The 24,882-nt window shown below is 62.6% G+C and carries 21 protein-coding genes and 1 tRNA gene; 6 read left to right on the top strand and 16 right to left on the bottom strand.

Annotated features, from left to right (window positions below):
* Positions 1-432: 432 nt before the first annotated feature.
* The 3 genes from lpdA to aceE all read right to left on the bottom strand — a co-directional run bounded on the left by lpdA (position 433) and on the right by aceE (position 6,792).
* Entirely contained in the window at positions 433-2,283 is a 1,851-nt protein-coding gene (gene lpdA / locus ACK543_RS12965; RefSeq protein WP_409943258.1) for a dihydrolipoyl dehydrogenase, read from the bottom strand.
* Between the two features lie 16 nt (positions 2,284-2,299).
* A complete protein-coding gene (gene aceF / locus ACK543_RS12970) occupies positions 2,300-3,982 on the bottom strand; it encodes a dihydrolipoyllysine-residue acetyltransferase (RefSeq protein WP_409943259.1) in 1,683 nt (560 codons plus the stop codon).
* Between the two features lie 101 nt (positions 3,983-4,083).
* Positions 4,084-6,792, bottom strand: a complete 2,709-nt coding sequence (gene aceE / locus ACK543_RS12975) for a pyruvate dehydrogenase (acetyl-transferring), homodimeric type (RefSeq protein ID WP_409943260.1) — start codon at positions 6,790-6,792, stop codon at positions 4,084-4,086.
* Between the two features lie 165 nt (positions 6,793-6,957).
* On the opposite strand from aceE, the gene ACK543_RS12980 reads away from it, so the two are divergent.
* From ACK543_RS12980 to ACK543_RS13000, 5 genes are all read left to right on the top strand, one after another.
* A complete protein-coding gene (locus tag ACK543_RS12980) occupies positions 6,958-9,519 on the top strand; it encodes a PAS domain S-box protein (protein ID WP_409943261.1) in 2,562 nt (853 codons plus the stop codon).
* Complete coding sequence (locus ACK543_RS12985; protein ID WP_409943262.1) at positions 9,516-10,142, top strand: response regulator transcription factor; 627 nt, start codon at positions 9,516-9,518, stop codon at positions 10,140-10,142. The genes ACK543_RS12980 and ACK543_RS12985 overlap by 4 nt, the downstream gene beginning before the upstream one ends.
* A gap of 77 nt (positions 10,143-10,219) precedes the next feature.
* Positions 10,220-11,074, top strand: a complete 855-nt coding sequence (folD, locus tag ACK543_RS12990) for a bifunctional methylenetetrahydrofolate dehydrogenase/methenyltetrahydrofolate cyclohydrolase FolD (protein WP_409943263.1) — start codon at positions 10,220-10,222, stop codon at positions 11,072-11,074.
* 74 nt (positions 11,075-11,148) lie between these two features.
* Entirely contained in the window at positions 11,149-13,197 is a 2,049-nt protein-coding gene (locus tag ACK543_RS12995; RefSeq protein ID WP_409943264.1) for a M3 family metallopeptidase, read from the top strand.
* A 57-nt stretch (positions 13,198-13,254) separates the two neighbouring features.
* Positions 13,255-13,932 carry a glutaredoxin domain-containing protein gene (locus ACK543_RS13000; RefSeq protein ID WP_409943265.1) on the top strand — a complete coding sequence of 226 codons (678 nt, stop codon included), beginning with the start codon at positions 13,255-13,257 and terminating at the stop codon, positions 13,930-13,932.
* A gap of 159 nt (positions 13,933-14,091) precedes the next feature.
* Here ACK543_RS13000 and rpiA read toward each other — a convergent pair whose 3' ends face one another.
* On the bottom strand, positions 14,092-14,781 hold the full coding sequence (gene rpiA / locus ACK543_RS13005) for a ribose-5-phosphate isomerase RpiA (protein WP_409943266.1): 690 nt from the start codon (positions 14,779-14,781) through the stop codon (positions 14,092-14,094).
* 36 nt (positions 14,782-14,817) lie between these two features.
* Here rpiA and ACK543_RS13010 point away from each other — a divergent pair, with 36 nt between their 5' ends.
* The gene (locus ACK543_RS13010; RefSeq protein ID WP_409943267.1) at positions 14,818-15,870 is read left to right on the top strand and encodes a quinone-dependent dihydroorotate dehydrogenase; all 1,053 of its coding nucleotides are present in this window, start codon (positions 14,818-14,820) and stop codon (positions 15,868-15,870) included.
* 471 nt (positions 15,871-16,341) lie between these two features.
* Here the strand turns inward: ACK543_RS13010 and ACK543_RS13015 are convergent, their stop codons facing one another.
* The 12 genes from ACK543_RS13015 to ACK543_RS13070 form a co-directional block, all read right to left on the bottom strand.
* A complete protein-coding gene (locus tag ACK543_RS13015; protein WP_409943268.1) occupies positions 16,342-16,737 on the bottom strand; it encodes a phage holin family protein in 396 nt (131 codons plus the stop codon).
* 38 nt (positions 16,738-16,775) lie between these two features.
* Complete coding sequence (locus ACK543_RS13020; protein WP_409943269.1) at positions 16,776-17,081, bottom strand: DUF883 family protein; 306 nt, start codon at positions 17,079-17,081, stop codon at positions 16,776-16,778.
* Positions 17,082-17,279: 198 nt separating this feature from the next.
* Entirely contained in the window at positions 17,280-18,377 is a 1,098-nt protein-coding gene (locus ACK543_RS13025) for an NAD(P)/FAD-dependent oxidoreductase (protein WP_409943270.1), read from the bottom strand.
* 169 nt (positions 18,378-18,546) lie between these two features.
* Positions 18,547-18,621: transfer RNA gene (locus ACK543_RS13030), tRNA-Val, on the bottom strand.
* A gap of 37 nt (positions 18,622-18,658) precedes the next feature.
* On the bottom strand, positions 18,659-19,372 hold the full coding sequence (dnaQ, locus tag ACK543_RS13035) for a DNA polymerase III subunit epsilon (protein WP_409943271.1): 714 nt from the start codon (positions 19,370-19,372) through the stop codon (positions 18,659-18,661).
* On the bottom strand, positions 19,372-19,710 hold the full coding sequence (gene fdx, locus ACK543_RS13040) for an ISC system 2Fe-2S type ferredoxin (RefSeq protein ID WP_409943272.1): 339 nt from the start codon (positions 19,708-19,710) through the stop codon (positions 19,372-19,374). Before fdx ends, dnaQ begins: the two co-directional genes overlap by 1 nt.
* 65 nt (positions 19,711-19,775) lie before the next feature.
* Positions 19,776-21,677 carry a Fe-S protein assembly chaperone HscA gene (hscA, locus tag ACK543_RS13045; protein WP_409943273.1) on the bottom strand — a complete coding sequence of 634 codons (1,902 nt, stop codon included), beginning with the start codon at positions 21,675-21,677 and terminating at the stop codon, positions 19,776-19,778.
* Positions 21,678-21,743: 66 nt separating this feature from the next.
* Positions 21,744-22,262 (bottom strand): Fe-S protein assembly co-chaperone HscB, encoded by a 519-nt coding sequence (gene hscB, locus ACK543_RS13050; protein WP_409943274.1) that lies wholly within the window; start codon positions 22,260-22,262, stop codon positions 21,744-21,746.
* Between the two features lie 93 nt (positions 22,263-22,355).
* Complete coding sequence (gene iscA, locus ACK543_RS13055; RefSeq protein ID WP_409943275.1) at positions 22,356-22,679, bottom strand: iron-sulfur cluster assembly protein IscA; 324 nt, start codon at positions 22,677-22,679, stop codon at positions 22,356-22,358.
* A gap of 4 nt (positions 22,680-22,683) precedes the next feature.
* Positions 22,684-23,076: a Fe-S cluster assembly scaffold IscU gene (iscU, locus tag ACK543_RS13060; protein ID WP_409943276.1), complete on the bottom strand. Its 393-nt coding sequence runs from the start codon at positions 23,074-23,076 to the stop codon at positions 22,684-22,686.
* A 38-nt stretch (positions 23,077-23,114) separates the two neighbouring features.
* Positions 23,115-24,335 carry an IscS subfamily cysteine desulfurase gene (locus ACK543_RS13065; RefSeq protein ID WP_409943277.1) on the bottom strand — a complete coding sequence of 407 codons (1,221 nt, stop codon included), beginning with the start codon at positions 24,333-24,335 and terminating at the stop codon, positions 23,115-23,117.
* Positions 24,336-24,440: 105 nt separating this feature from the next.
* Positions 24,441-24,882: Rrf2 family transcriptional regulator (locus ACK543_RS13070; RefSeq protein WP_409943278.1), on the bottom strand; the 442-nt coding region annotated here is incomplete at its 5' end.

The following is a 24,882-nucleotide window of genomic DNA, read 5'->3' on the forward strand; positions in this document are numbered from 1 at the left end:
AGGGCATGATGAGCGTATATCTGGGGTGCCGGTCGGGTTTGTTGCGTTGAAATGGCCGGACTGGGGGTGAATATCGGGGTTTCTCTGCCCGGTTTCTGTGCGATTACGGAACCCGGGGGATTGGGGTCACGGATTCAGGTATGAGACGCCGGCCTGGTTGCCCCGCCTGTCAGCTTGGTTGGTCGTGCCCGCAATCCTCGCAGCGCGCACCGCAACGCTCTAGGCAAAGAGGCCGCACTTCTTGGTACGTGACAAACGCCTAGCCCACATAGGCCTTGTGGGGCGCGATGGTCTCCCTGACCATCGAACTACCCCGCGCTGGCGAGATCCAGCGATATCTCGAAGTTTTCTGATGCGATGGATTGAGTCTGCAAAGCAAGAAGCCCGAACCGTTGTCGGTTCGGGCTTCTTGCTTTGCAGAACCCGCTTGGCTTACCTTTTGGCCGGCGGCACATCCGTACAGCTGCCATGCGCAATCTCCGCCGCCATGCCGATGCTCTCGCCCAGCGTGGGGTGCGGGTGAATGGTCTTGCCGATGTCCACCGCGTCTGCGCCCATCTCAATCGCCAGGGCAATCTCACCAATCATGTCGCCCGCGTGGGTGCCGACCATGCCGCCGCCCAGGATCTTTCCGTGGCCATGGGCCTCGGGTGAATCGTCGAACAGCAGTTTGGTGACGCCTTCGTCGCGGCCGTTGGCGATGGCGCGGCCGGAGGCCGTCCAGGGGAACAGGCCTTTCTTGACCTTGATGCCTTGGGCCTTGGCCTGGTCTTCGGTCAGGCCTACCCAGGCCACTTCGGGGTCGGTGTAGGCCACGCTGGGGATGACGCGGGCGTTGAACGCGGCAGCAGCCAATTCCTTGTTGCCTTGCAGTTCACCGGCAATCACTTCTGCGGCCACGTGCGCTTCATGCACTGCCTTGTGCGCCAGCATGGGCTGGCCCACGATGTCGCCGATGGCAAAGATGTGCGGCACGTTGGTGCGCATTTGAATATCGACGTTGATGAAGCCACGGTCGGTGACGGCCACTCCCGCCTTTTCTGCGGCAATCTTCTTGCCGTTGGGCGTGCGGCCTACGGCTTGCAATACCAGGTCGTACACCTGCGGTGCGGGGGCGGTGCCGCCCTCTTCTGCCGGTGCAAACGTGACCTCGATGCCTTCCGGCGTGGCCTTGGCCCCGACCGTCTTGGTCTTGAGCATGATGTTGTCAAAGCGCTTGGCATTCATCTTTTGCCAGATCTTGACCAGGTCGCGGTCGGCGCCCTGCATCAGGCCGTCCATCATCTCGACCACGTCCAGGCGCGCGCCCAGGGTGCTGTAGACGGTGCCCATTTCCAGGCCGATGATGCCGCCACCCAGAATGAGCATGCGCTTGGGCACTTCTTTCAGGGCCAGGGCGCCGGTGGAATCGACCACGCGCGGGTCGTCGGGCATGAAGGGCAGGCGCACGGCCTGGCTTCCGGCGGCGATGATGGCGCGCTTGAAGGCGATGACCTTTTTGCTGCCCGTCTTGGCCTGGCCGGTGCCGGTGGTTTCTTCCACCTCCAGGTGGTTGGCGCCGACGAACGCACCGTAGCCGCGCACGGTTGTGACCTTGCGCATTTTGGCCATGGCCGCCAGGCCGCCGGTCAGTTTGCCGATGACTTTTTCTTTGTGGCCGCGCAGCTTGTCGATGTTGACCGCCGGTGCGCCAAAGTCCACGCCCAAATCAGCCATGTGGCTGACTTCGTCCATGACGGCAGCCACGTGCAGCAGCGCCTTGGACGGGATGCAGCCCACGTTCAGGCACACGCCGCCCAGGGTGGCGTAGCGCTCAACCATGACGACTTTCAGGCCCAGGTCGGCTGCGCGGAATGCGGCGCTGTAGCCACCGGGGCCGCCGCCGAGCACGAGCACGTCGCAATCCAGATCAGCAGACCCTGCGTAGCTGGACGCTACCAAATTAATAGCTGTTTGGGCTTGCGGGGCAGGCGCGGGAGCCTTTTTTTCTTCTGAAACTGCAGGCGCTGGAGCCGCAGCGGGCGCTGGAGTGGCTGCGCCCGCGCCCTGCACTTCCAGCGTCAGCACTACCGAGCCTTCGGCGACTTTGTCGCCCAGCTTGACTTTGAGCTCCTTGACCACGCCAGCATGGCTGGACGGGATCTCCATGGATGCCTTGTCGGACTCCACAGTGATGAGGCTTTGCTCAGCCTTGATGGTATCGCCGGGTTTGACCAGCACTTCGATGATGGCCACTTCGGCGAAGTCGCCAATGTCGGGCACCTTGATGTCGATGATTGCCATGTGCAATGCCCTTTCGTTACATCACGATGCGGCGGAAGTCCGCCAGCAGCGAGGCAAAGTACACGTTGAAACGTGCGGCAGCAGCACCGTCGATCACGCGGTGGTCCCAGCTCAGGCTCAGGGGCAGCATCAGACGGGGCGCAAACTGCTTGCCGTCCCACTTGGGTTCGATGCTGCTCTTGCACACGCCCATGATGGCAACCTCAGGCGCGTTGATGATGGGCGCGAAGTAACGCCCACCAATGCCGCCCAGCGAGCTGATAGAGAAGCAGCCGCCGGTCATGTCGGCCGGGCCCAGCTTGCCGTCGCGCGCCTTCTTGGCCAGCTCGCCCATCTCTTGGCTGATCTGCACGATACCCTTCTTGTCCGCATCACGGATGACGGGCACGACCAGGCCGTTGGGCGTGTCGGCCGCAAAACCGATGTGGAAGTAGTTCTTCATCACCAGCTGGTCGCCGTCAAGCGAGCTGTTGAACTCGGGGAACTTCTTTAGCGCAGCCACGGCGGCCTTGATCATGAAAGCGAGCATGGTGACCTTGACGCCACTCTTTTCGTTCTCTTTGTTGAACTGCACGCGGAAGGCTTCCAGGTCGGTGATATCCGCGTCGTCGTGGTTGGTGACGTGCGGGATGACAACCCAGTTGCGGTGCAGGTTGGCGCCGCTGATCTTCTTGATGCGGCCGAGGTCCTTGCGCTCCACCGGGCCAAACTTGGCAAAGTCCACCTTGGGCCAGGGCAGCAGGTCCAGGCCGATGCCAGAGCCGCCCGCGGCGGTCGCAGCGGGAGCCTTGGCGGCGATGGCGCGGGTTTGGGCGGCACCGCTCATCACCTGTTTGGTGAAGGCCTGGATGTCGTCCTGCGTGATGCGGCCCTTGGGGCCGGAGCCCTTGACCTCGTCCAGCGGCACACCGAGTTCGCGGGCGAACTTGCGCACGGAGGGGCTGGCGTGTGGCAGGCCGACCGTGGGCGCGCCGGGCTGGTGCGCGGGTGCTGCAGGCACAACCGCAGCCGGTGTCGCTGCCGGGGCAACAGCCACCGTGGGAGCCGCTGTGGCCGATGAGACAGCCGGTGCGGCAGCCGGTGCCGCCGCTGCAGGAGCAGCAGAGGCCGCCGTGGCGGTGCCTTCAAGCACGGCCACCAGGTCGCCAATGTTGACGGTGTCGCCAATCTTGACCTTGAGCTCCTTGAGCACGCCTGCGGCGGGCGAAGGGATCTCCATGGACGCCTTGTCGGATTCGACCGTAAAGAGCGATTGCTCCAGCTTGATCGTGTCACCGGGCTTGACCAGCAGCTCGATCACGGCCACGTCCTTGAAGTCGCCAATGTCGGGCACGCGCACTTCCACCGGGCCTGCGGCTGCGGCGGGTGCCGGGGCAGCGGCGGGGGCGGCTGCCGCCGGAACGGGTGCCGCCACGGCCGCAGGTGCTGGAGCCGCGGCAGGTGCGGCGACGGGTGCCGCGCCAGCCGATTCAACCACCGCAATCACTGAGCCTTGCTTGACCTTGTCGCCCAGCGCGACCTTGATTTCCTTGACCACGCCTGCGTGGCTGGAGGGAATCTCCATCGATGCCTTGTCGGATTCGACCGTGATGAGCGATTGCTCGGCCTTGACGGTGTCGCCCACCTTGACGAGCAGCTCGATGACGCCAACTTCGTCGAAATCACCAATGTCCGGGACCTGAATTTCTACCAATGCCATGTTATGCCTCCTGCCGAGCCGCCTCAAAGGCGGCATGCGCCCCCTTGGGGGGCAGCGATTGAATATGAGCGTGGGGGTTCAAGATGTATCTCCGTTTGCGCTTAGGCGTACAGCGGGTTGATCTTGTCGGCATTGATGCCGTATTTGGCGATCGCCTCGGCCACCTTGGCCACGGGCAGCACGCCGTCGTCGGCCAGCGACTTGAGGGCTGCAACCACGATGTAGTGGCGGTTGACCTCAAAGTGCTCGCGCAGTTTGCTGCGGAAGTCGCTGCGGCCAAAGCCGTCGGTTCCCAACACGCGGTAGGTGCGGCCCTTGGGGATGAAGGGGCGGATCTGCTCTGCGTAGGCCTTCATGTAGTCGGTGGATGCGATGACGGGGCCGCTGCGGCTTGACAGCTGCTGCGTGACGAAGGGCACGCGTGGCGTTTCCAGCGGGTGCAGCAGGTTCCAGCGGTCGGCGTCCTGGCCTTCGCGGGTCAGCTCGTTGAAGCTTGGGCAGCTCCACACGTCGGCCTGCACGCCCCAGTCGGCCGCCAGCAGGGTCTGGGCTTCCAGCGACTCGCGCAGGATGGTGCCCGAGCCCAGCAATTGCACGCGCTGTTTGCCGTCCGCGCCGGGCTTGCACAGGTACATGCCCTTGATGATTTGCTCTTCCGTGCCGGCAATCAGGCCGGGCATGGCGTAGTTTTCGTTAAGCAGCGTGATGTAGTAGAAAACGTTTTCCTGCTTCTCAACCATGCGCTTTAAACCGTGGTGCATCACCACGGCCACTTCGTGCGCAAAGGTGGGGTCGTAGCTTACGCAGTTCGGGATGGTGCCGGCCAGGATGTGGCTGTGGCCATCTTCATGCTGCAGGCCTTCGCCATTGAGCGTGGTGCGGCCCGATGTGCCGCCCAGCAGGAAGCCGCGGGCCTGCATGTCGCCTGCCGCCCAGGCCAGGTCGCCAATGCGCTGAAAGCCGAACATCGAGTAATACACGTAAAACGGGATCATGATCCGGTTGTTCGTGCTGTAGCTGGTGGCAGCCGCAATCCAGCTGGCCATGCCGCCCGCTTCGTTGATGCCTTCCTGCAGGATCTGGCCGGCCTTGTCTTCCTTGTAGTACATCACCTGATCACGATCGACCGGGGTGTACATCTGACCCTTGGGGTTGTAGATACCGATCTGGCGGAACAGACCTTCCATGCCGAAGGTGCGGGCCTCATCCACCAGGATGGGCACCACGCGGGGGCCCAGGGCCTGGTCGCGCAGCAGTTGGGTGAGGAAACGCACGTAGGCCTGGGTCGTCGAGATTTCGCGGCCTTCGGCAGTCGGCTCCAGCACCGCCTTGAAGGTGTCCAGAGAAGGCACGGTGAACTGCTCTTCGGCCTTGGGGCGACGGGCGGGCAGATAGCCGCCCAGTGACTTGCGGCGCTCGTGCAGGTAGCGCATCTCGGGCGTGTCTTCTGCCGGCTTGTAGTACGGGATGCTGGCGAGCTGGCTGTCCGGGATCGGGATGTTGAAGCGGTCGCGGATGTACTTGATGTCCTCGTCCGTGAGCTTCTTGGTCTGGTGCACGGTGTTCTTGCCCTCACCGGCCTTGCCCATGCCGTAGCCCTTGACGGTCTTGACCAGCAGCACGGTGGGCTGGTCTTTGTGCGAATTGGCGGCGTGGAAGGCGGCGTACACCTTGGCTGGCTCATGGCCGCCGCGGCGCAGCTCGAACACCTCTTCGTCGGTCATGTGCTCGACGAGCTTGAGGGTCTCGGGGTATTTGCCAAAGAAGTTCTTGCGGACGAAGGCGCCGTCGTTGGCCTTCATGGCCTGGTAGTCGCCGTCCAGCGTTTCCATCATCAGCTGCTTGAGCTTGCCGCTCTTGTCGCGGGCTAGCAGAGTGTCCCAGCCATTGCCCCACAGCAGCTTGATCACGTTCCAGCCGCTACCGCGGAACTCGCTTTCCAGCTCTTGCACGATTTTGCCGTTGCCGCGCACCGGGCCGTCCAGGCGCTGCAGGTTGCAGTTGATCACGAACACCAGGTTGTCGAGGTTCTCGCGGGCAGCCAGACCAATGGCACCCAGCGATTCGGGTTCATCCATCTCGCCGTCGCCGCAGAACACCCAGACCTTGCGGTTTTCGGTGTTGGCAATGCCCCGGGCGTGCAGGTACTTGAGGAAACGCGCCTGGTAGATTGCCATCAGCGGGCCCAGACCCATCGAGACCGTGGGGAACTGCCAGAACTCGGGCATCAGCTTGGGGTGCGGGTAGCTGGACAGGCCCTTGCCATCTACTTCCTGGCGGAAGCTATCGAGCTGCTCTTCGGTCAGCCGGCCTTCCAGGTAAGCACGCGCGTAAATGCCAGGCGAGCTATGACCCTGGATGTACAGCAGATCGCCGCCATGGTTTTCGCTTGCAGCGTGCCAAAAGTGGTTGAAACCAGCACCGAACATGCTGGCCACCGACGCAAACGAGCCGATATGCCCGCCCAGGTCGCCGCCGTCTGCGGGGTTCAGGCGGTTGGCGCGCACCACCATGGCCATGGCGTTCCAGCGCATGTAGGCGCGCAGGCGCTTTTCAATCTGGATGTTGCCCGGGCAGTGGGCTTCTTGTTCAGGCTCGATCGTGTTCACATAGCCGGTGTTGGCCGAAAACGGCATGTCAATGCTGCTTTGCCGCGCATGCTCCAGCAGTTGCTCCAGCAGGGAATGGGCGCGCTCAGGCCCCTCCTTTTCGATCACGGCGGACAGGGCATCCATCCATTCGCGGGTTTCCTGTTGATCTGCGTCGGTACCGATACCGAGGCCGGCCTGTGGGTCGGGCTGAGCTGACATGCTTCGTCTCCTATGGGTGTGGCAGCAAGTTAGAAAAGTGCAGCGAGTGTCTCATAACTTTTCGTTTTTTCAAATGATGCTTCTACATTTCATATTGCAATAATTTGTTGCGCTTGCACAAGACCCCGCGCCAAGGTTTGGCTCGCACTCCTCTACACTAGGTGCATGGACTCCGACTCGCGCAACACGACTGCTGACTCGCTGGCTGTCGCGGCACCGCTGGGTTGGTGGCGCACATGGTGGCGAGGCCTATCGCCCAACCGGCAGGATCGATTTGCAGCCCTCGCCCCGTTGGCCGCTGTGCTCATGTTTCTCGCAGCCATCCTGGCCGCTTTTTGGTACCTGCGTGCCGAAGAGGCCGAGCGCGAGCACGAAGCCCTGCGGCGCGATGTGGAATATGCCCAGCAACGCATCCGGCTGCGGCTGCTGGAACGCCAGGAGCAGCTGATGCGCATCGCGCGGGACTTGTCCAACCAAGATCTCGAGCGTGCGGGTTTCACCAACCGGGCTGAGGCGCTCATCAGTCAGTACCCAGAGCTGCAGGCGATCACGTGGATTGACGAGCGCAGCCGCATCCGCGCGAGCCATGCAGCACCCACCCTGGCCAGCAGCGAACTGCGCATTGCGGGCGAGGTGCTCAAACCCGGCGACACGGCAGATACCTATGAACTGGCCCGCGATTTGCAGCAGCCGGTGTACGCCCAGCCCGCTGGCACATCGGGCGATACGGCGCCACTGCTGCAGCTACAGGTGCCGCTTAACATCCAGGGCAAGTTTGGCGGAGTGGTGCTGGCCGAATACTCCATCGACAGCCTGCTGCGCTACGGTACCCCCACCGAGGTGCTGGCGCGTTATGCGGTCACCCTGATCGACGGCGAGAATCAGGTGTTGGCCGGCACGCCCCTGGCGCCGCGTGACGCCACCACGCAAATACTGCCGTGGACCAGGCAGGCGAATGAATATGCGGTGCCGGTGTCGCCCGTGGGCAACGGGCTTGTGCTCAAGGGTCAGGCCTACCGCACATCCCTTGGCGTCGTCGGCAGCGGCTTGTTCTGGCTGGTCGGCACCTTGAGCGCGATGACAGCCTGGATGCTGATCGCCACCTGGGGGCATACCCGACGCCGCATGCAGGCGCAGCAGGCATTGGTCGCCGAGACCAATTTTCGGCGCGCGATGGAAAACTCCATCCTCACGGGCATGCGCGCGCTCGACATGGAAGGCCGCATTACCTATGTGAATGCTGCCTTTTGCCAGATGACCGGCTGGAGCGAAGCCGAGCTGGTGGGCCTGCGCCCCCCCTTTCCCTACTGGCCGGAGGCCGACCATGAAGCGCTGCACGCCAAGCTACAGGAAGAGCTCAGCGGCAAGTCGACCGTGGGGGGCTTTCACGTGCGGGTGCGGCGCAAGAGCGGCTCGATTTTCGATGCACGCCTGTATGTATCGCCACTGATCGACGCCCACGGCCAGCAGACCGGCTGGATGACGTCGATGACCGACATCACTGAGCCCAACCGAATCCGCGAGCAGCTTTCGGCATCGTACGAGCGCTTCACCATCGTGCTTGAATCGCTGGATGCCTCCGTGTCGGTCGCGCCGCTGGGCAGCGAGGAGCTGCTGTTTGCCAACAAGCTGTACCGCCAGTGGTTCGGGTCCCAGACTGCCGGGCACCTGCAGCTGGTGGCGCAGGCGGGGGTCGTGCCGGTCGCAGGCAGCAACCCCACCGGGGTGGACGATGAGGATGGTCTCATGGGCCTGCCGACAGACCAGTTGACGAGCGCACGCGCAGAAAACGCCGAAATCTTCCTGCCTGACCTGGGCAAGTGGCTGGAGGTTCGCTCGCGCTATCTCAATTGGGTCGATGGGCGGCTTGCGCAAATGGTGATCGCCACCGACATCACGCCGCGACGCCATGCCGAAGAGCAGGCAGCCCGCCACGCGGAACGTGCCCAGTCCGTGAGCCGGCTCATCACCATGGGCGAGATGGCCTCCAGCGTCGCCCACGAGCTCAACCAGCCCCTCACCGCCATCAGCAACTACTGTAGCGGCATGGTCTCGCGCATCCACAGCGGCCAGCTCAAAGAAGATGCCTTGCTCGCGGCGCTGCAAAAAACGCAACACCAGGCGCAGCGGGCGGGGCAGATCATCCAGCGCATCCGCGCGTTCGTGAAAAAGAGCGAACCCAACCGCACGCTGGCCGATGTGCACTCGATGGTGAACGAAGCTGTTGAGCTGGCCGACATTGAGCTGCGACGCCACAACGTGCGCCTGACGCACTATGTAGCGGCGCGCCTGCCCCCCGTGATGGCCGACACCATCCTGATCGAGCAGGTGCTGGTGAACCTCATGAAAAATGGCGCCGAGGCCATTGAGCACGCGGGGCGGCCCCCGTCCCGTCGCAGCGTGGAGCTGCGCGTGGTGCCGAAGGTCATCGAAGACCGGCAGGTGGTGGAATTTTCAGTGCAGGACACGGGCAAGGGACTGGCCCCCGAGGTGCTGCAGCGGTTGTTCGAAGCGTTCTTTTCGACCAAGCAGGAAGGCATGGGCATGGGCCTGAATCTGTGCCGCAGCATCGTGGAGTCGCACCAGGGAAGGATGCAGGCAGAGAACATCTACAATGGCCCGGAGGTGTCGGGATGCCGGTTCTTTTTCTGGCTGCCGCTCGCCAAACCTACCGTTGACACTACAAATACTGTAGCAAACGAGAGAATTCCAAGGACAATTGCATGAGCTTGATTCCGAAAAAAGGCACTGTGTACGTCGTAGACGACGACGAAGCAGTTCGCGACTCCCTGCAGTGGTTGCTGGAAGGCAAAGACTACCGGGTGCGGTGCTTTGATTCGGCCGAGACCTTCCTGTCGCGCTACGACCCGCGCGAGGTGGCGTGCCTGATTGTGGACATCCGCATGGGCGGCATGACGGGGCTGGAGTTGCAGGATCGCCTGATCGAACGCAAGTCCCCGCTGCCCATTGTGTTCATCACGGGTCATGGCGACGTGCCCATGGCCGTCAACACCATGAAAAAGGGCGCGCTGGACTTCATCCAGAAGCCTTTCAACGAAGAAGAGCTGGTGGGCCTGGTAGAACGCATGCTGGGGCACGCCCGTGATGCCTTCGACGAATTTCAGCAGGCCGCCAGCCGCGACGCCCTGCTGTCCAAGCTGACCACCCGCGAAGCGCAGGTGCTCGAGCGCATCGTGGCGGGCCGCCTGAACAAGCAGATCGCCGACGACCTGGGCATCAGCATCAAGACGGTGGAGGCGCACCGCGCCAACATCATGGAAAAGCTCAACGCCAACACGGTGGCCGACTTGCTCAAGATTGCGCTGGGCCAAAACGCTCCCAAAGGCTGAAGCGATTTACTATTTATTTGATAGCAATATCACTATATCCAACAAGCGCAACTGGCTATTTTGAATCGATTCTGGACATGGCAGCAAAGATCATCGACGGCAACGCACTCTCCCGACAACTCCGCGCTGAAGTGGCGCAGCGCGCGGCAGCCCTCACTGCCCGCGGCCACCAGCCAGGTCTGGCAGTGATCCTGGTGGGCGAAGACCCGGCGTCGGCGGTTTACGTACGCAACAAGATCAAGGCCTGCGAAGACAGTGGCGTGCGCTCCATCTTTGAAAAATACGACGCGTCCCTCGGCGAACCCGCGCTGCTCGAGCGCATCGCTGCCCTCAACGCCGATGCGTCAGTGCACGGCATCCTGGTGCAGATGCCGCTGCCCAAACACATCGACCCCCACAAAGTGATTGAGGCCATCTCCACATCCAAAGATGTAGACGGCTACTCCGCACTGTCGGCCGGGGAGCTGATGACGGGCCTGGACGGCTTTCGCCCCTGCACGCCGTATGGCAGCATGAAGCTGATCGAATCGACCGGCCAGCCGATCAAGGGCAAGCATGCGGTGGTCATTGGCCGCAGCAACACCGTCGGCAAGCCCATGGCCTTGCTGCTGCTGCAGGCCAACGCCACCGTCACCGTCACCCACAGCGCAACGCCCGACCTCGGCCACCACACCCGCCAAGCAGACATCGTGGTGGCGGCCGTAGGACGGGCCAACACGCTCACGGCCGATATGGTCAAGCCCGGAGCCATCGTCATTGACGTGGGTATCAACCGAACCGCCGATGGCAAGCTGTGTGGCGATGTTGATTTCGATGGCGTCAAGAATGTCGCGGGCTGGATCACCCCAGTGCCTGGTGGGGTGGGCCCCATGACCATTACCATGCTGCTGGTCAACACCATCGAAGCAGCCGAGCGTGCCGCCAAGGCCTGACCGGGCTCCGGTCTTCCAAATCTGCCAGCCGCATTGCAACTTGAACCTGGGCCCGTCGGCGCCATCTGAACCGCATGAGCAACCCCCTCCTCGACTACTCCGGACTCCCCCCGTTTGACCGCATCACGCCGCAGGATGTCGCGCCTGCTGTCGATGCGCTGCTCGAGCGCGCCAGCGCAGCGCTTGAAACCGTGACGGCAGCCGACTTCCCGGCCCGCTGGGACGCGATTGCCAAAGTGCTGGATGTGGCCACCGAGAAGCTGGGCATGGCGTGGGGCGCCATCAGCCACCTCAACAGCGTGGTCGACACGCCTGAGCTTCGCGCCGCATACAACGCGGCGCTGCCCAAGGTCACCGAGTTCTGGACCCGCCTCGGAGCCGACGAACGCCTGTACGCCAAGTACAAGGCCATCGATCCCGCAACGCTCACGCCCGAACAGCGTCAGGCGCACCTCAACGCTGTTCGCAACTTTGTTCTCAGCGGCGCAGAACTCACTGGCGCGGCCAAGGAGCGCTTTGCCGAAATCCAGGAACGCCAGGCCGAGTTGAGCCAGAAATTCAGCGAGAACGCTCTGGACGCTACCGACGCGTTTGCCTACTACGCCACCCAGGAAGAGCTGGCTGGCGTCCCGTCGGACGTGCAGCAGGCAGCCCTGGAGGCCGCGCAGGCGGAAGGCAAACAAGGCTACAAGCTCACCCTGAAGATGCCTTGCTATCTGCCTGTCATGCAGTTTGCCCAGCGCGCTGACTTGCGTGAAAAGTTGTACCGGGCCTACGTTACCCGCGCCTCTGACCAGGCAGAGCCCGATGCACGCAAGTTTGACAACTCCGCCCTCATTTGCGAAATCCTTGCACTGCGCAAGGAAGAAGCGCAACTGCTGGGCTACGCCAACTTCGGCGAAGTGTCGGTGGTGCCCAAGATGGCCCAGTCGCCAGCGCAAGTGGTCCGCTTCCTTCGGGATCTGGCCCAGCGCGCCCGCCCCTATGCCGAAAAAGACGTCGCCGACCTGCGCGAATTTGCGGCAGGGCATCTGGCCCTGACCAACCCGCAAGCCTGGGACTGGCCCTATGTCTCCGAGAAGCTCAAGGAAGCCCGCTACGCCTTCAGCGAGCAGGAGGTCAAGGCGTATTTCACGGCCCCCAAGGTTCTGGGTGGCCTGTTCAAGATCATCGAAACGCTGTTCGAGGTGTCGATCCACCGCGACGAGGCGCCCGTGTGGCATCCTGCCGTGGAGTTCTATCGCATCGAGCGTGCGGGCCAATTGATTGGCCAGTTCTATCTGGACCAGCCGGCACGCACCGGCAAGCGCGGCGGCGCCTGGATGGACGATGTTCGCACGCGCTGGCTGCGCCCCGACACGGGCGAGTTACAGACGCCCGTCGCCCACCTTGTGTGCAACTTTGCCAGCGGCGTGGATGGCAAGCCGCCGCTGCTCACGCACGACGACGTCATCACCCTCTTCCACGAGTTTGGGCACGGCCTGCATCACATGCTCACGCAGGTGAACGAACGCGATGTGTCCGGCATTGGCGGTGTCGAGTGGGACGCGGTGGAACTGCCCAGCCAGTTCATGGAAAACTTTTGCTGGGAGTGGGACGTGCTCAGGCACATGACGGCCCATGTCGACACGGGTGCGCCGCTGCCGCGCGAGCTGTTCGACAAAATGACTGCCGCCAAGAATTTTCAAAGCGGGATGCAGACACTGCGGCAAATCGAGTTCGCACTGTTTGACATGTTGCTGCACACCGAGCACGATCCGGCAGACGAATTCATGCCCCTGCTCAACGAGGTTCGCAGCGAAGTGTCGGTGCTCCAGCCCCCCTCCTTCAGCCGCACGGCCCATACTTTCAGCCATATCTTTGCCGGTGGCTACGCTGCCGGTTACTACAGCTACAAATGGGCCGAAGTACTGAGCGCGGACGCGTATGCCGCGTTTGAAGAAACGGTGGGTTCCGACGGCCAGCCCAGCATCGAAACGGGCCGCCGCTACCGCAATGCCATCCTGGAAGCGGGCGGAAGCCGACCAGCCATGGAATCGTTCAAGGCGTTCCGTGGGCGAGCGCCCAGCCTGGACGCCCTGTTGCGCCACCAGGGTATGGCCGACAAAATGACTGCCACCTGAACCAGCGGCACCTGCCCTGCGCATATCCCTACGCAACCCACCCAGCGAGGAGACAACATGATCACCAAGCTCTCATCCCAGACGCTGTTAACGGGACTGCTGATAACGGCAGCCTCTGCCAGTGCCCTGGCACAAAACGTGTACCGGATCGTCGGACCCGACGGCAAGGTCACCTTCTCGGATCGCCCGCCGGCAGAGGCAAACGCCACGGCCCAACCGGCCCGCACGGGTGACGCCGCCGCACCCGCTGCGAGCGGCCAGGCTGCCCTTCCATTTGAATTGCGCCAGGTGGCTACCCGCTATCCAGTCACGCTGTACACCGCAGCCGATTGCGCGCCCTGCGCCAGCGCCCGCAACCTGCTGACCAGCCGCGGCGTGCCATTTTCAGAGCGTACGGTCTCCACCAACGAGGACATCGCGGCGCTGCAGCGGCTCAGCGGCTCCAGCAATGTGCCCTTTGGCACGATTGGCAACCAGCAAATGGTGGGATTCTCTGAATCCGAGTGGACGCAGTACCTGAACGCGGCAGGTTATCCGCGGCAATCCCAATTGCCTCCAAACTACAAGGCGCCTGCGCCCACGCCCCTGGTGGCAGTGGCACCGGTGGTTCCAGCCGCCTCGGCCCCTTCTGCACCTGCACCCGCCCAGGCCAGCGGCTCTACGCGTCGCGAGCGACCCGCCGCTCCGGTAAACAGCGGCCCCACGCCGAGCAACCCAGCCGGTATCCGGTTCTGATCGGTCCGTGCTGCGCCGGGCGTTGTCGCCTTGTTTGCAGTGGGGACTGAACAAAAAGCAAAAGCAGCCTGAGCGCTTTCAATCCTGCGCTGTGCGCGTACACCAAAGCGCGGGACGTCTGTTCAGGGCGTGGGTCAACCCCACGCGGTGTAGAGCACCTCAGTACACCAGTGTTTTCACGCCTGCGGCCGTGCCCAACAGGCAGACCGACGCCTTCTGGTGGGCGAATACTCCCACCGTGACCACGCCCGGCCACTGATTGATCTCGGCTTCGAAAGCCAGCGGGTCGGTGATGGTCAGCCCTCGCACATCCAGGATGTGCTGACCATTGTCAGTGACCAGCGGCACGCCATCCTGGAGTCGCAATGTCGCTTCAGCGCCGCGAGCCTGGAAACGGCGCGCAATGTGGCGGGCCGCCATGGGGATCACCTCGACCGGCAGCGGAAAAGCTCCCAGAGAGGACACCAGCTTGGACTCGTCGGCAATACAGATGAAACGCTTGGCAAGCGCGGCCACGATCTTTTCACGCGTCAGGGCTGCCCCGCCGCCCTTGACCATGTATCCATTGCCGTCAATCTCGTCTGCACCATCGATGTACACCGCCAGGGAGTCCACCTCATTGGCGTCAAACACGGTAATACCCAGTGCCTTCAGGCGCTCGGTGCTGGCCACCGAGCTCGAAACTGCGCCCTTGATCTCGTGTTTCATGCTGGCCAGGGCATCGATGAACTTGTTCACCGTGGAGCCTGTACCAACGCCTACGATTTCGCCGGGCACCACGTACTGGAGGGCGGCTTGCCCCACCAGGGTCTTGAGTTGATCTTGCGTGAGAGGAGTTGGTGCTGTCATGGGAGAAAATCGGGGTAATCTTTGAATTATCCCTCCATGTCCCTCATCCCTTATGCCCTTACCCGCCCGTTTCTTTTTCGCATGGATGCCGAAACGGCCCACGACCTCACGATGGACATGCTGGCGCGCGGCCAGCGCACACCGCTGCAATGGGCCTGGCGCAATGAAACCGTAGATGACCCCATCGAACTGGCGGGCCTGACCTTTCCCAATCGAGTGGGCTTGGCCGCGGGGCTGGACAAAAATGCGCGCTGCATCGATGCACTGGAGGCGATGGGGTTTGGCTTTGTCGAGGTGGGCACCGTCACCCCGAAGCCTCAGCCGGGCAACGCCAAACCCAGAATGTTTCGCCTGCCCCAGGCAGGTGCGCTGATCAACCGCCTGGGGTTCAACAACGACGGGCTCGATGCGTTTCTGCACAATGTGCAGCAGGCACAATGCCGCAAAGAGGGGCACCGCTCCCGCATGCTGCTGGGTTTGAACATCGGCAAGAACGCCTCCACGCCGATCGAGAACGCAACCAGCGACTACCTCACCTGCCTGGACGGCGTGTACACGCATGCGGACTACGTGGCCGTGAACATCAGCTCGCCCAATACCAAAAATCTGCGCGCGCTGCAAAGTGATGCCGCCCTGGATACCCTGCTGGAAGCGGTTGCAGAGCGCCGCGAAACACTGTCGGCCAGCCACGGGCGGCGCGTACCCTTGTTCGTGAAAATCGCGCCCGATCTGGACGAGACCCAGGTCGGGGTGATTGCCGCAACATTGACGCGCCATGGCATGGACGGCGTGATCGCGACCAACACCACCCTGAGCCGGGCGGCCGTGCAAGGCATGGCGCATGCGCAAGAGACCGGCGGGCTCAGCGGTGCTCCCGTGCGGGAGGCAAGCAACCAGGTGATACGGCAGCTTCGCGCCACATTGGGCAGCCGCTACCCCATCGTCGGCGTCGGCGGAGTTATGAGCGCCGAAGATGCTGTGAACAAGATACGCGCAGGGGCCGATGTCGTGCAAATCTACACCGGGCTCATCTATGAAGGCCCAGCCCTGGTGGTGCGGGCAGCGCGTGCGATCAAGGGGCTTGCTTAATCACCCTCGATGGAGACAAGAGGGATCCCTCAAGCCGCCAAAGAGGCTTTGGAACTTGGCTTTTGGCATCCTGCCGTCCAGTTTGAACCCGTGCGGGTCATGCGCCACCGCTTTGAAGATCACCCAGCTATCTGGCCGTGAATCGCAGCACGATGGGCAGCAGGACCGTGGCCCATTTGATGAGCCGACCGGGCCCCGCTATCACAAGGACGCCTGCTGCGGCCGCCACTGCCAGCGGATGCTCGCGCGCAAACACCGCCGCGCGCGAGGCAAACGAATCGTTCCCGGTGGCCCCACCTGCTGCCTGTGCCATGGAAGCCGCCAGGACACGCGCGGCGCGCCGTGCCTTCAAACGATCCCTTTGCGAGGCGATGTGGTCCAAGATCTGCTGCTTGTCGCGCATGCGCGCGCGGTTAGCCGCTGGGGCGTCACCCAATTGCGTCGAATCAGAAACTCGTTCGCTTCGTGTCGTCACAACTGATCCTTGATGTCACGCCAGTCACGCGCCAATTCTCGCCGGGTCATGGCAAAGCCGGAACCTGCCTGACGTGCTACCGACAAAAGCGATATCAGAGCGCCGCCCCAGCCCACCACCCACCCCGCTGCGATGAGCCAGGCAACGAGTGTACGTTGGGGAGAGTCCCAGAAATGCACCAGCAGGGCCAGCGACAGCATGATCAATGCCACCACCGTCAGCGCCACCAGTGCCACCGACAGGAGCAGCATCTGCTGCAGCAGTTTTTTCTGCTCGGCCCACTCCAGGCTCGCCAGATCAAGGCGGTCTTGCGCAGCGATCGCTGCCTCCATGAGATTGGCGCGCCAGCGTGCGACAAACGCTTCAAGCCCCAGTATCGAAAGCCAGTTCATTCGCCGTCTCCCGCTGTGCGCCCCGACTCCGACGCGGCTCAGCGGCGCGCCAGAAGAAACCCCACCAGCGCGCCAACGGCCAGTGCCGCACCGGCAACCCGCCAAGGTTCATCATGGGCATAGCGGTCGGCAGCCAATGCGGCATCCTTGGCCTGGCGTGCTGCGTCCTGTGCGGCTCGCACAGCAGCGTCGCGGGCGGTCTGCATGCCGTCGTCCAGACGCTGCCGCAGAACCCTGATGTCGGGCACGGCATCCAGATTTTTGTTGGCAAGTAGCGCTTTGAGATCGGTCACCAGCTTTTCGAGTTCGCCTTGCGAAGTGGTGGAGGTGTCGGAGCCATTCATACAAACCTTTCAGTGCGTTAAAAAAACGGCCGTAATGCGACCAACAAGCCCAAGGCAGCGATCGCGTCGAATTGCCAGGGAATGGGCTTCGGAGCATCTTACCGGGACCCCCGATATCCTTTCAGTCAAACGGTGACTCGACCGCCTGTCAATTGCCTGCAGCTTAATCTAGCGCAACATCACTCGTCGAAAAACCAATCAGACGAGACCGGCCACATGCGATGCGATGGCCAGGCAGCTCGTCAGCCCGGGCGACTCGATCCCGAAGAGATTCACGAGACCGCGCATGCCGTGATCGGCGGGCCCCTGGATCACGAAGTCAGTCTGCGGTGCGCCTGGCCCGTGGATCTTGGGCCGGATGCCTGCATAGCCAGGCATCAGAGCGCCATCGGGCAATCCTGGCCAGTATTTGCGCACCTCAGCGTAGAACGCATCGCCGCGCGCAGGGTTCACCATGAGGTCGTCAGGCGTTTGCACCCACTCGACATCTGGACCAAACCGCGCCTGCCCACCAAGATCCAGCGTCAAGTGCACACCCAGGCCGGCGGCCTCGGGCGCTGGGTAGATGAGCCGGCCAAACGGCGCCCGGCCCGCCAGAGTGAAATAGTTGCCCTTGGCGAAGTAAGCTCGAGGAACATGTATTGCCGAGAAACCTGCGAACCGGCCGGCCAGCGCGGCCGCGTGCAGCCCTGCAGCATTGACCACCACATCAGCCAGCAAAGGAGTCCCGGCTGCGTCCAGAACAATACCGTCCGATGCCGCGCAATCCGCCGAGATCACAGGCGAGTTCAGAGCCACCAGACCCCCCGCGTTTTCCAGGTCGCCCTGCAGGGCCAGCATCAGCCCATGGCTGTCGACGATGCCTGTGCTGGGCGAGAGCAACGCGGCCACGCAGCGCAGTTCGGGTTCCATCGCCCGGGCTTGTTCGGCGGTAAGCCAGACAAGATCGTGAACCCCATTGACGGCTGCCCTGGTATGGATGGCTTGCAGCGCAGGCAGTTGCTCCGATGAGGTCGCCACCAGCAGCTTGCCGCAGCGGCGATGAGGCACACCACGTTCTGCGCAGTAGGCATACAGCAGCTGCCGGCCCTGCACGCACAGCCTGGCCTTGAGGGAACCCTCCGGATAGTACAGACCGGCGTGGATGACCTCGCTGCTGCGAGAACTGGTGCCAGTACCAATCGCACCCGACGCTTCCAACACCATGACCTCGCGGCCGCCCAGTGCCAGCGCACGCGCTACCGCCAACCCCACCACGCCAGCGCCGATCACCACGCACTCGACCTTATCCATCATTGCCCCACTCTCGTTCCATCGCGTCCGGATTTGCTACACGCTCGACACTGTCGCCGCGCAGCTACGGTCAGCGTTGCTTGACGCCCCGCAGTAGCGCGCTGCAATCCACGCAAGCGCGCGGCGCACCAACAAAAAACCCCTGCAGACCAACATCTGCAGGGGTTTGAATTGGTGGGTGATACATGGATCGAACATGTGACCCCTGCCGTGTGAAGGCAGTGCTCTACCGCTGAGCTAATCACCCGTGCCGCTAAACAAGCTCTCGATTATCGCACAGCTTTTTACGCTGCCTCGTAAGACCGCCAAATGGTCTTGCCTGCGCTGGCCTTGTCGATCTGCGCCAGCACGTCGGCATGCGCTGCAACTTCGCTTTCGCTTGCGCGCAGCACGGGCAGGCTCAGAAGGCGCAGGTCCAGCGACGCCACAAGCGCCCCCCCGGCACCCTGTGGCAAATCATCGGCGATCAGCAGCGCATCCTGCCCGCGCGTGAGGTTGATATAGACATCGGCCAGCAGTTCAGCATCCAGCAGCGCGCCGTGCAGGGTGCGGCTGGAGTTGTCGACCCCCAGACGGTCGCACAGCGCGTCCAGCGAATTGCGCTTGCCCGGGTACATCTCCTTGGCCATGGCCAGCGTGTCCGTGACGCCAGCCACGTGGTGGCTTAAAGGGGGCCGCGCCGTCAACTCGAGCTCTTTGTTCAAAAAGCCCACGTCAAACGCCGCGTTGTGGATGATGATTTCGGCGCCCTGCAGATACGCAAGGATTTCATCGACCATCTCCGCAAAACGCGGCTTGTCTTTCAAAAACTCGTTACCAATGCCGTGAATCTTGAGCGCATCCTCATGGCTGTCGCGCCCCGGGTTGAAGTACATGTGCAGGTTGTTGCCGGTGAGCTTGCGGTTGAGCAGTTCGACACAACCCAGCTCAATGATCCGATCGCCACTGTCAGCCGACAGGCCGGTGGTTTCCGTGTCCAGAACAATCTGCCGCGACATCAGTGGTTTTCCTTGGCGTGGTTGATGGTGTAACGGGGAATTTCCACCACCAGATCCTGTTGCGCCAGGATGGCCTGGCAGGACAGGCGCGACTGCGGCTCCAGCCCCCAGGCACGGTCGAGCAGGTCTTCCTCTTCTTCCTCGGCTGCATTGAGCGAGGCGAGCCCCTCGCGCACGATCACATGGCAGGTAGTGCAGGCACAGCTCATGTCACATGCGTGCTCGATGTTGATATGGTTATCGAGCAAGGCTTCGCAAATGGACGTGCCCGCCGGGGCCGTGATTTCGGTGCCACCAGGGCAGTACTCAGGATGGGGAAGGATCTTGATGACGGGCATGGTGTTGGTCTGATGTCTGCCAAGTGTAGATATTCGGGGGCGCGGCGCTGCGGCGAAAGGCAGCATCAAAGCGACTGCACGCTCTTACCGGCCAGGGCCTGCTGGATGCCACGGTTCATGCGCTGGGCTGCAAACGCCTCGGTACCCCGGGCCAGCGCCTGCGTCGCCGCTTCGATGGTTGCAGCGTCCGGCGCATCTGGCGCATCGGGTGCGGCACCCGCCTCGATCAATGATCGCAATGCGTCCACCAAGGCATCAATGTCTCGCCGCTGGGAGTCCGTGAGCAAATCGCCGTCGGCTTCGAGCGCACTTTGCGTGGCAATGAGCATGCGGTCTGCATCCACCCGCGCTTGCACCACGGCGCGCGTGCGCATGTCCTGCGCTGCCGTGGCAAATCCGTCTTGCAACATGCGGGCAATCTGGGCATCCGACAGCCCGTAAGACGGCTTCACATCGATGCGGGCTTCCACCCCACTGCCCTGCTCTCGGGCATCCACGCTCAGCAAGCCGTCGGCATCCACCGTGAAGGTCACGCGGATGCGCGCTGCACCCGCCGCCATGGGCGGAATCCCGCGCAACTCGAAGCGGGCCAAACTGCGGCAGTCAGCCACCAGGTCGCGCTCGCCCTGCACCACATGGATGGCAAGCGCGGTCTGGCCGTCCTTGTAAGTGGTGAAGTCCTGGGCCTTGGCGATGGGAATGGTCTCATTACGGGACACGATCCGCTCCACCAGCCCACCCATGGTTTCAATGCCCAGCGACAGGGGAATCACGTCCAGCAGCAACATGTCGCCGGCAGTGCTGTTGCCAGCCAGCTGGTTGGCCTGGATGGCAGCACCCAGGGCTACCACCTCATCCGGGTTGAGGTTGTTCAAGGGCTCGGTTCCAAAAAACTCGGCCACTGCTCGCTGGATTTGCGGCATCCGGGTCGAGCCACCGACCATCACCACACCACGGATATCTTCACGCGCCAGCTTCGCATCGCGCACGGCGCGTCGTACTGCCGCGATAGACCGTGCCGTCAGACTGGCTGTCACAGCCTCGAAATCATCTTTTGTGACAAGAAAATCAACTGTTGCGCCCGACAGGACTGCCTCGAACGCTATCGAATCCGTAGCGGTTAACGCCTCCTTGCACGCGCGTGCAGCCATCCGAATGGCCGACTTGTCCGAAGCCGTGACCAGGTTCAGATGGCACTGTTGCACCACCCAGTCGGCCAGCGCGGCGTCGTAATCATCGCCGCCCAGTGCAGAGTCGCCCCCCGTCGCAATCACCTCGAACACGCCCAGCGTCAGGCGCAGGATGGAAACATCGAACGTACCGCCGCCCAGGTCGTACACCGCATAAACGCCCTCGCTGGCGTTATCAAGGCCGTAGGCGATGGCAGCCGCTGTGGGCTCGTTGATCAGACGCAGGAGGTTGATGCCCGCAAGCCGGGCAGCGTCCTTGGTGGCCTGACGCTGTGCATCATCAAAATAGGCTGGCACCGTGATCACCGCGCCATACAAGTCGTCGTTGAAAGTGTCCTCGGCCCTGAAGCGCAACGCAGCCAGAATTTCAGCGCTGAGCTCCACTGGGGATTTCTCGCCGCCCACGGTGGCAATGCGCACCATGCCGCCGTCGGAAGACCCACCGTCAGGAGTCACAAAGTCATAGGGCAGCTTTCCGGTATCGGCAATGTCGCCAAGCCCACGACCCATGAAGCGCTTGAACGATGCAATCGTGTTTGGCGCATCCTGCGACTGGGCCGCAATGGCGTCGTAGCCGATCTGCCGTCCGCCGTTATCCAGGTAGCGCACCACCGACGGCAATAGGACGCGACCCTGGTCATCAGGCAGGCACTCGGCGACACCATTGCGCACGGCAGCGACCAACGAATGCGTGGTCCCGAGGTCGATGCCAACGGCAATGCGCCGCTGATGCGGATCGGGGGACTGGCCGGGCTCGGAAATCTGCAGTAACGCCATGGAATCTTGGGTCTCGACATGAAGGAGCGCGCGCAATGCAAGCGCGAAACTCCGGGGCAAAAGCCGCTATTGTCCCTGCTGCTCCCGGTAGCGCTCGATGTCATCGGCAAATCGCTCAATGAACATGAGGGCTCTGACCTGCAGGGCGGCACCCGCGTAGTCCTGGCGCTCGTCAATGAGTTGCTGGCACCGCCCCAGCGCGGCGCTGCGCGCACGGGTAACCTCTTCGTCCAGGGCGTCCAGCGCGGCGGGGGAAGACGCTTCTTCCAGCGCCTCACGCCACTCCATCTGCTGCATGAGGAACTGCGCGGGCATTGCGGTGTTGTCCTCCGCTCGGATGGGCGCGCCGTGCAGTTCGCACAGGTAAGCCGCGCGGCGCATCGGGTCCTTGAGCCGTTGATAGGCCTCGTTGATCCGCACCGACCATTGCATCGCCACGCGCTGCGCGGCTACGCCCTGGGCTGCAAACCTGTCGGGGTGTGCCTCGCGCTGCAAGTACTTCCAGCGCGCATCCACGGCGCTGCGCTCCTGCGCGAACTGTCTCGGCAAGCCAAAAAGCTCAAAGTCGTCGGATTGCAGATTCATGGAACAGGCTATGCGCGGGCCGGATCAATCAAGAAAAAACCGCCAGCGCGCAAGGCGTTGGCGGTCGAGTGAGGTCGCCCGTATGTGCTGGCGTCAGACGCGGAAACTCTCGCCACAACCGCAGCGGTCACGCTCATTGGGGTTGTTGAACTTGAAGCCTTCGTTCAACCCTTCGCGCACAAAGTCAAGCTCGGTGCCATCAATGTAGGCCAGGCTCTTGGGGTCGATCAGCACCTTGACGCCGTGGTTTTCAAACACGATGTCTTCCGGTTCGGTTTCGTCCACGTACTCCAGTTTGTAGGCCAAGCCCGAGCACCCGGTGGTCTTGACCCCCAGGCGCACACCCACGCCCTTGCCGCGGCGCGACAGGTACCGGCTCACGTGCCGGGCTGCCGCTTCTGTCAACGTGATGGCCATGTCCTCAGGCCGCCGCAGCGTGCTTGGTTTTGTAGTCGAGCACAGCCGCTTTGATGGCGTCCTCAGCCAGGATCGAGCAGTGGATCTTCACGGGCGGCAGTGCCAGTTCCTGCGCAATGTCGCTGTTCTTGAGGGCAGCCGCTTCATCCAGCGTCTTGCCCTTGACCCACTCGGTCACCAGCGACGATGAGGCAATCGCAGAGCCGCAACCATAGGTCTTGAAACGCGCGTCTTCGATCACACCCGTCTGCGGGTTCACCTTGATCTGCAGCTTCATCACGTCGCCACAGGCGGGCGCACCGACCATACCGGTGCCCACCGAGTCATCACCCTTATCGAAAGAGCCAACGTTGCGGGGGTTTTCGTAGTGGTCAACCACTTTGTCAGAGTAAGCCATGGTGTTACCTCTTCAGTGCTTCAGATTCATTCGGATGCTCAGTGCGCGGCCCACTGAATGGTGCTCATGTCGATGCCATCCTTGTACATCTCCCACAGCGGGCTCAACTCGCGCAGCCGCGCGACGTTCTCGCGGATCGTGGAGATTGCGTAGTCGATCTCTTCCTCGGTGGTGAACCGGCCAATGGTCATGCGCAGGCTGCTGTGCGCGAGCTCATCGCTGCGGCCCAGGGCGCGCAGCACATAGCTGGGCTCCAGGCTGGCGGAGGTGCAGGCTGATCCCGACGAGACCGCAAGCCCCTTGATGCCCATGATGAGCGATTCGCCTTCCACGAAGTTGAAACTCATGTTCAGATTTTGCGGAACGCGGTGCTCCAGGCTGCCATTGATGAACACCTGCTCGATGTCCTTGAGACCGTTGAGCAAGCGCTGCTGCAACGCCCGGGCCTTGGCGTTGCTGCTGGCCATTTCTTCTTTGGCAATGCGAAAGGCCTCACCCATGCCAACGATCTGGTGCGTGGGCAGTGTGCCCGAACGCATGCCCCGCTCATGACCACCGCCGTGCATCTGCGCTTCCAGGCGCACGCGCGGCTTGCGGCGCACATACAGTGCCCCAACGCCCTTGGGGCCATAGGTCTTGTGTGCGGTCATGCTCATCAGGTCGATGGGCAACACATTCATGTCGATTTCGACCCGGCCCGTGGCCTGGGCCGCATCCACGTGCAGCAGAATGCCCTTTTCGCGGCACAGCGCGCCGATGGCGGGAATATCCTGGATCACGCCGATTTCGTTGTTCACAAACAGGATGCTGATCAGCACCGTGTCGGGACGAATGGCAGCTTTCAGCTTTCCCATGTCCACCAGGCCGTCCTCCTGCACATCCAGGTAGGTGGCTTCAAAACCCTGGCGCTCAAGCTCGCGCATGGTGTCCAGCACCGCCTTGTGCTCGGTTTTGAGCGTGATCAGGTGCTTGCCCTTGCCCTTGTAGAAGTGGGCTGCGCCCTTCAAGGCAAGGTTGATGGACTCGGTGGCGCCGCTGGTCCACACGATTTCGCGAGGGTCGGCGCCAATGAGGTCGGCCACCTGGACACGGGCCTTTTCGACCGCCTCTTCGGCTTCCCAGCCCCACGCATGGCTGCGGGATGCGGGGTTGCCAAAGTGCTCGCGCAGCCAAGGGATCATGGCATCCACAACGCGCGGATCCACCGGGGTCGTGGCTCCGTAGTCGAGGTAAATCGGGAAATGAGGTGTCATGTCCATGGCTGGCTCAAAGGGTGCGTCTGGCTGGCAGAAAACAATAAGAACGAAAACGTTTGAGACGGTCAGGGCAAAGCCGACCCAAGGACCCACCCGGGGCCCAAGGGTTCACGACTTGGCGAAAGCGTTTCCGAGCGCGAACACCGAATTGGGTGCATTGACGCGGATCGGCTTGACCACCGGCGCGGTGGAAATTGCACGACGAACCGACGGCTTGTTCTCGATCCGCACGCCCTTGGCAAGCTGCTCGTCCACCAGCTTTTGCAGCGTGACGGAATCCAGAAACTCGACCATGCGCTGGTTCAGAGACGCCCACAGTTCATGTGTCATGCAGCGGCCCGCTTCGCCCAGACAGTTTTCCTTGCCACCGCACTGCGTGGCATCGATAGGTTCGTCCACCGAAACAATGATGTCAGCCACCGTGATCTCACCCGCCTTGCGGGCCAGCGTGTAGCCGCCTCCGGGGCCACGGGTGGATTCCACCAGTTCGTGGCGACGCAGTTTTCCAAAAAGCTGCTCAAGGTAAGACAGCGAGATCTGCTGACGCTGG

Source organism: Acidovorax sp. (genome assembly GCF_046341535.1).
GTDB lineage: Bacteria > Pseudomonadota > Gammaproteobacteria > Burkholderiales > Burkholderiaceae_C > Acidovorax.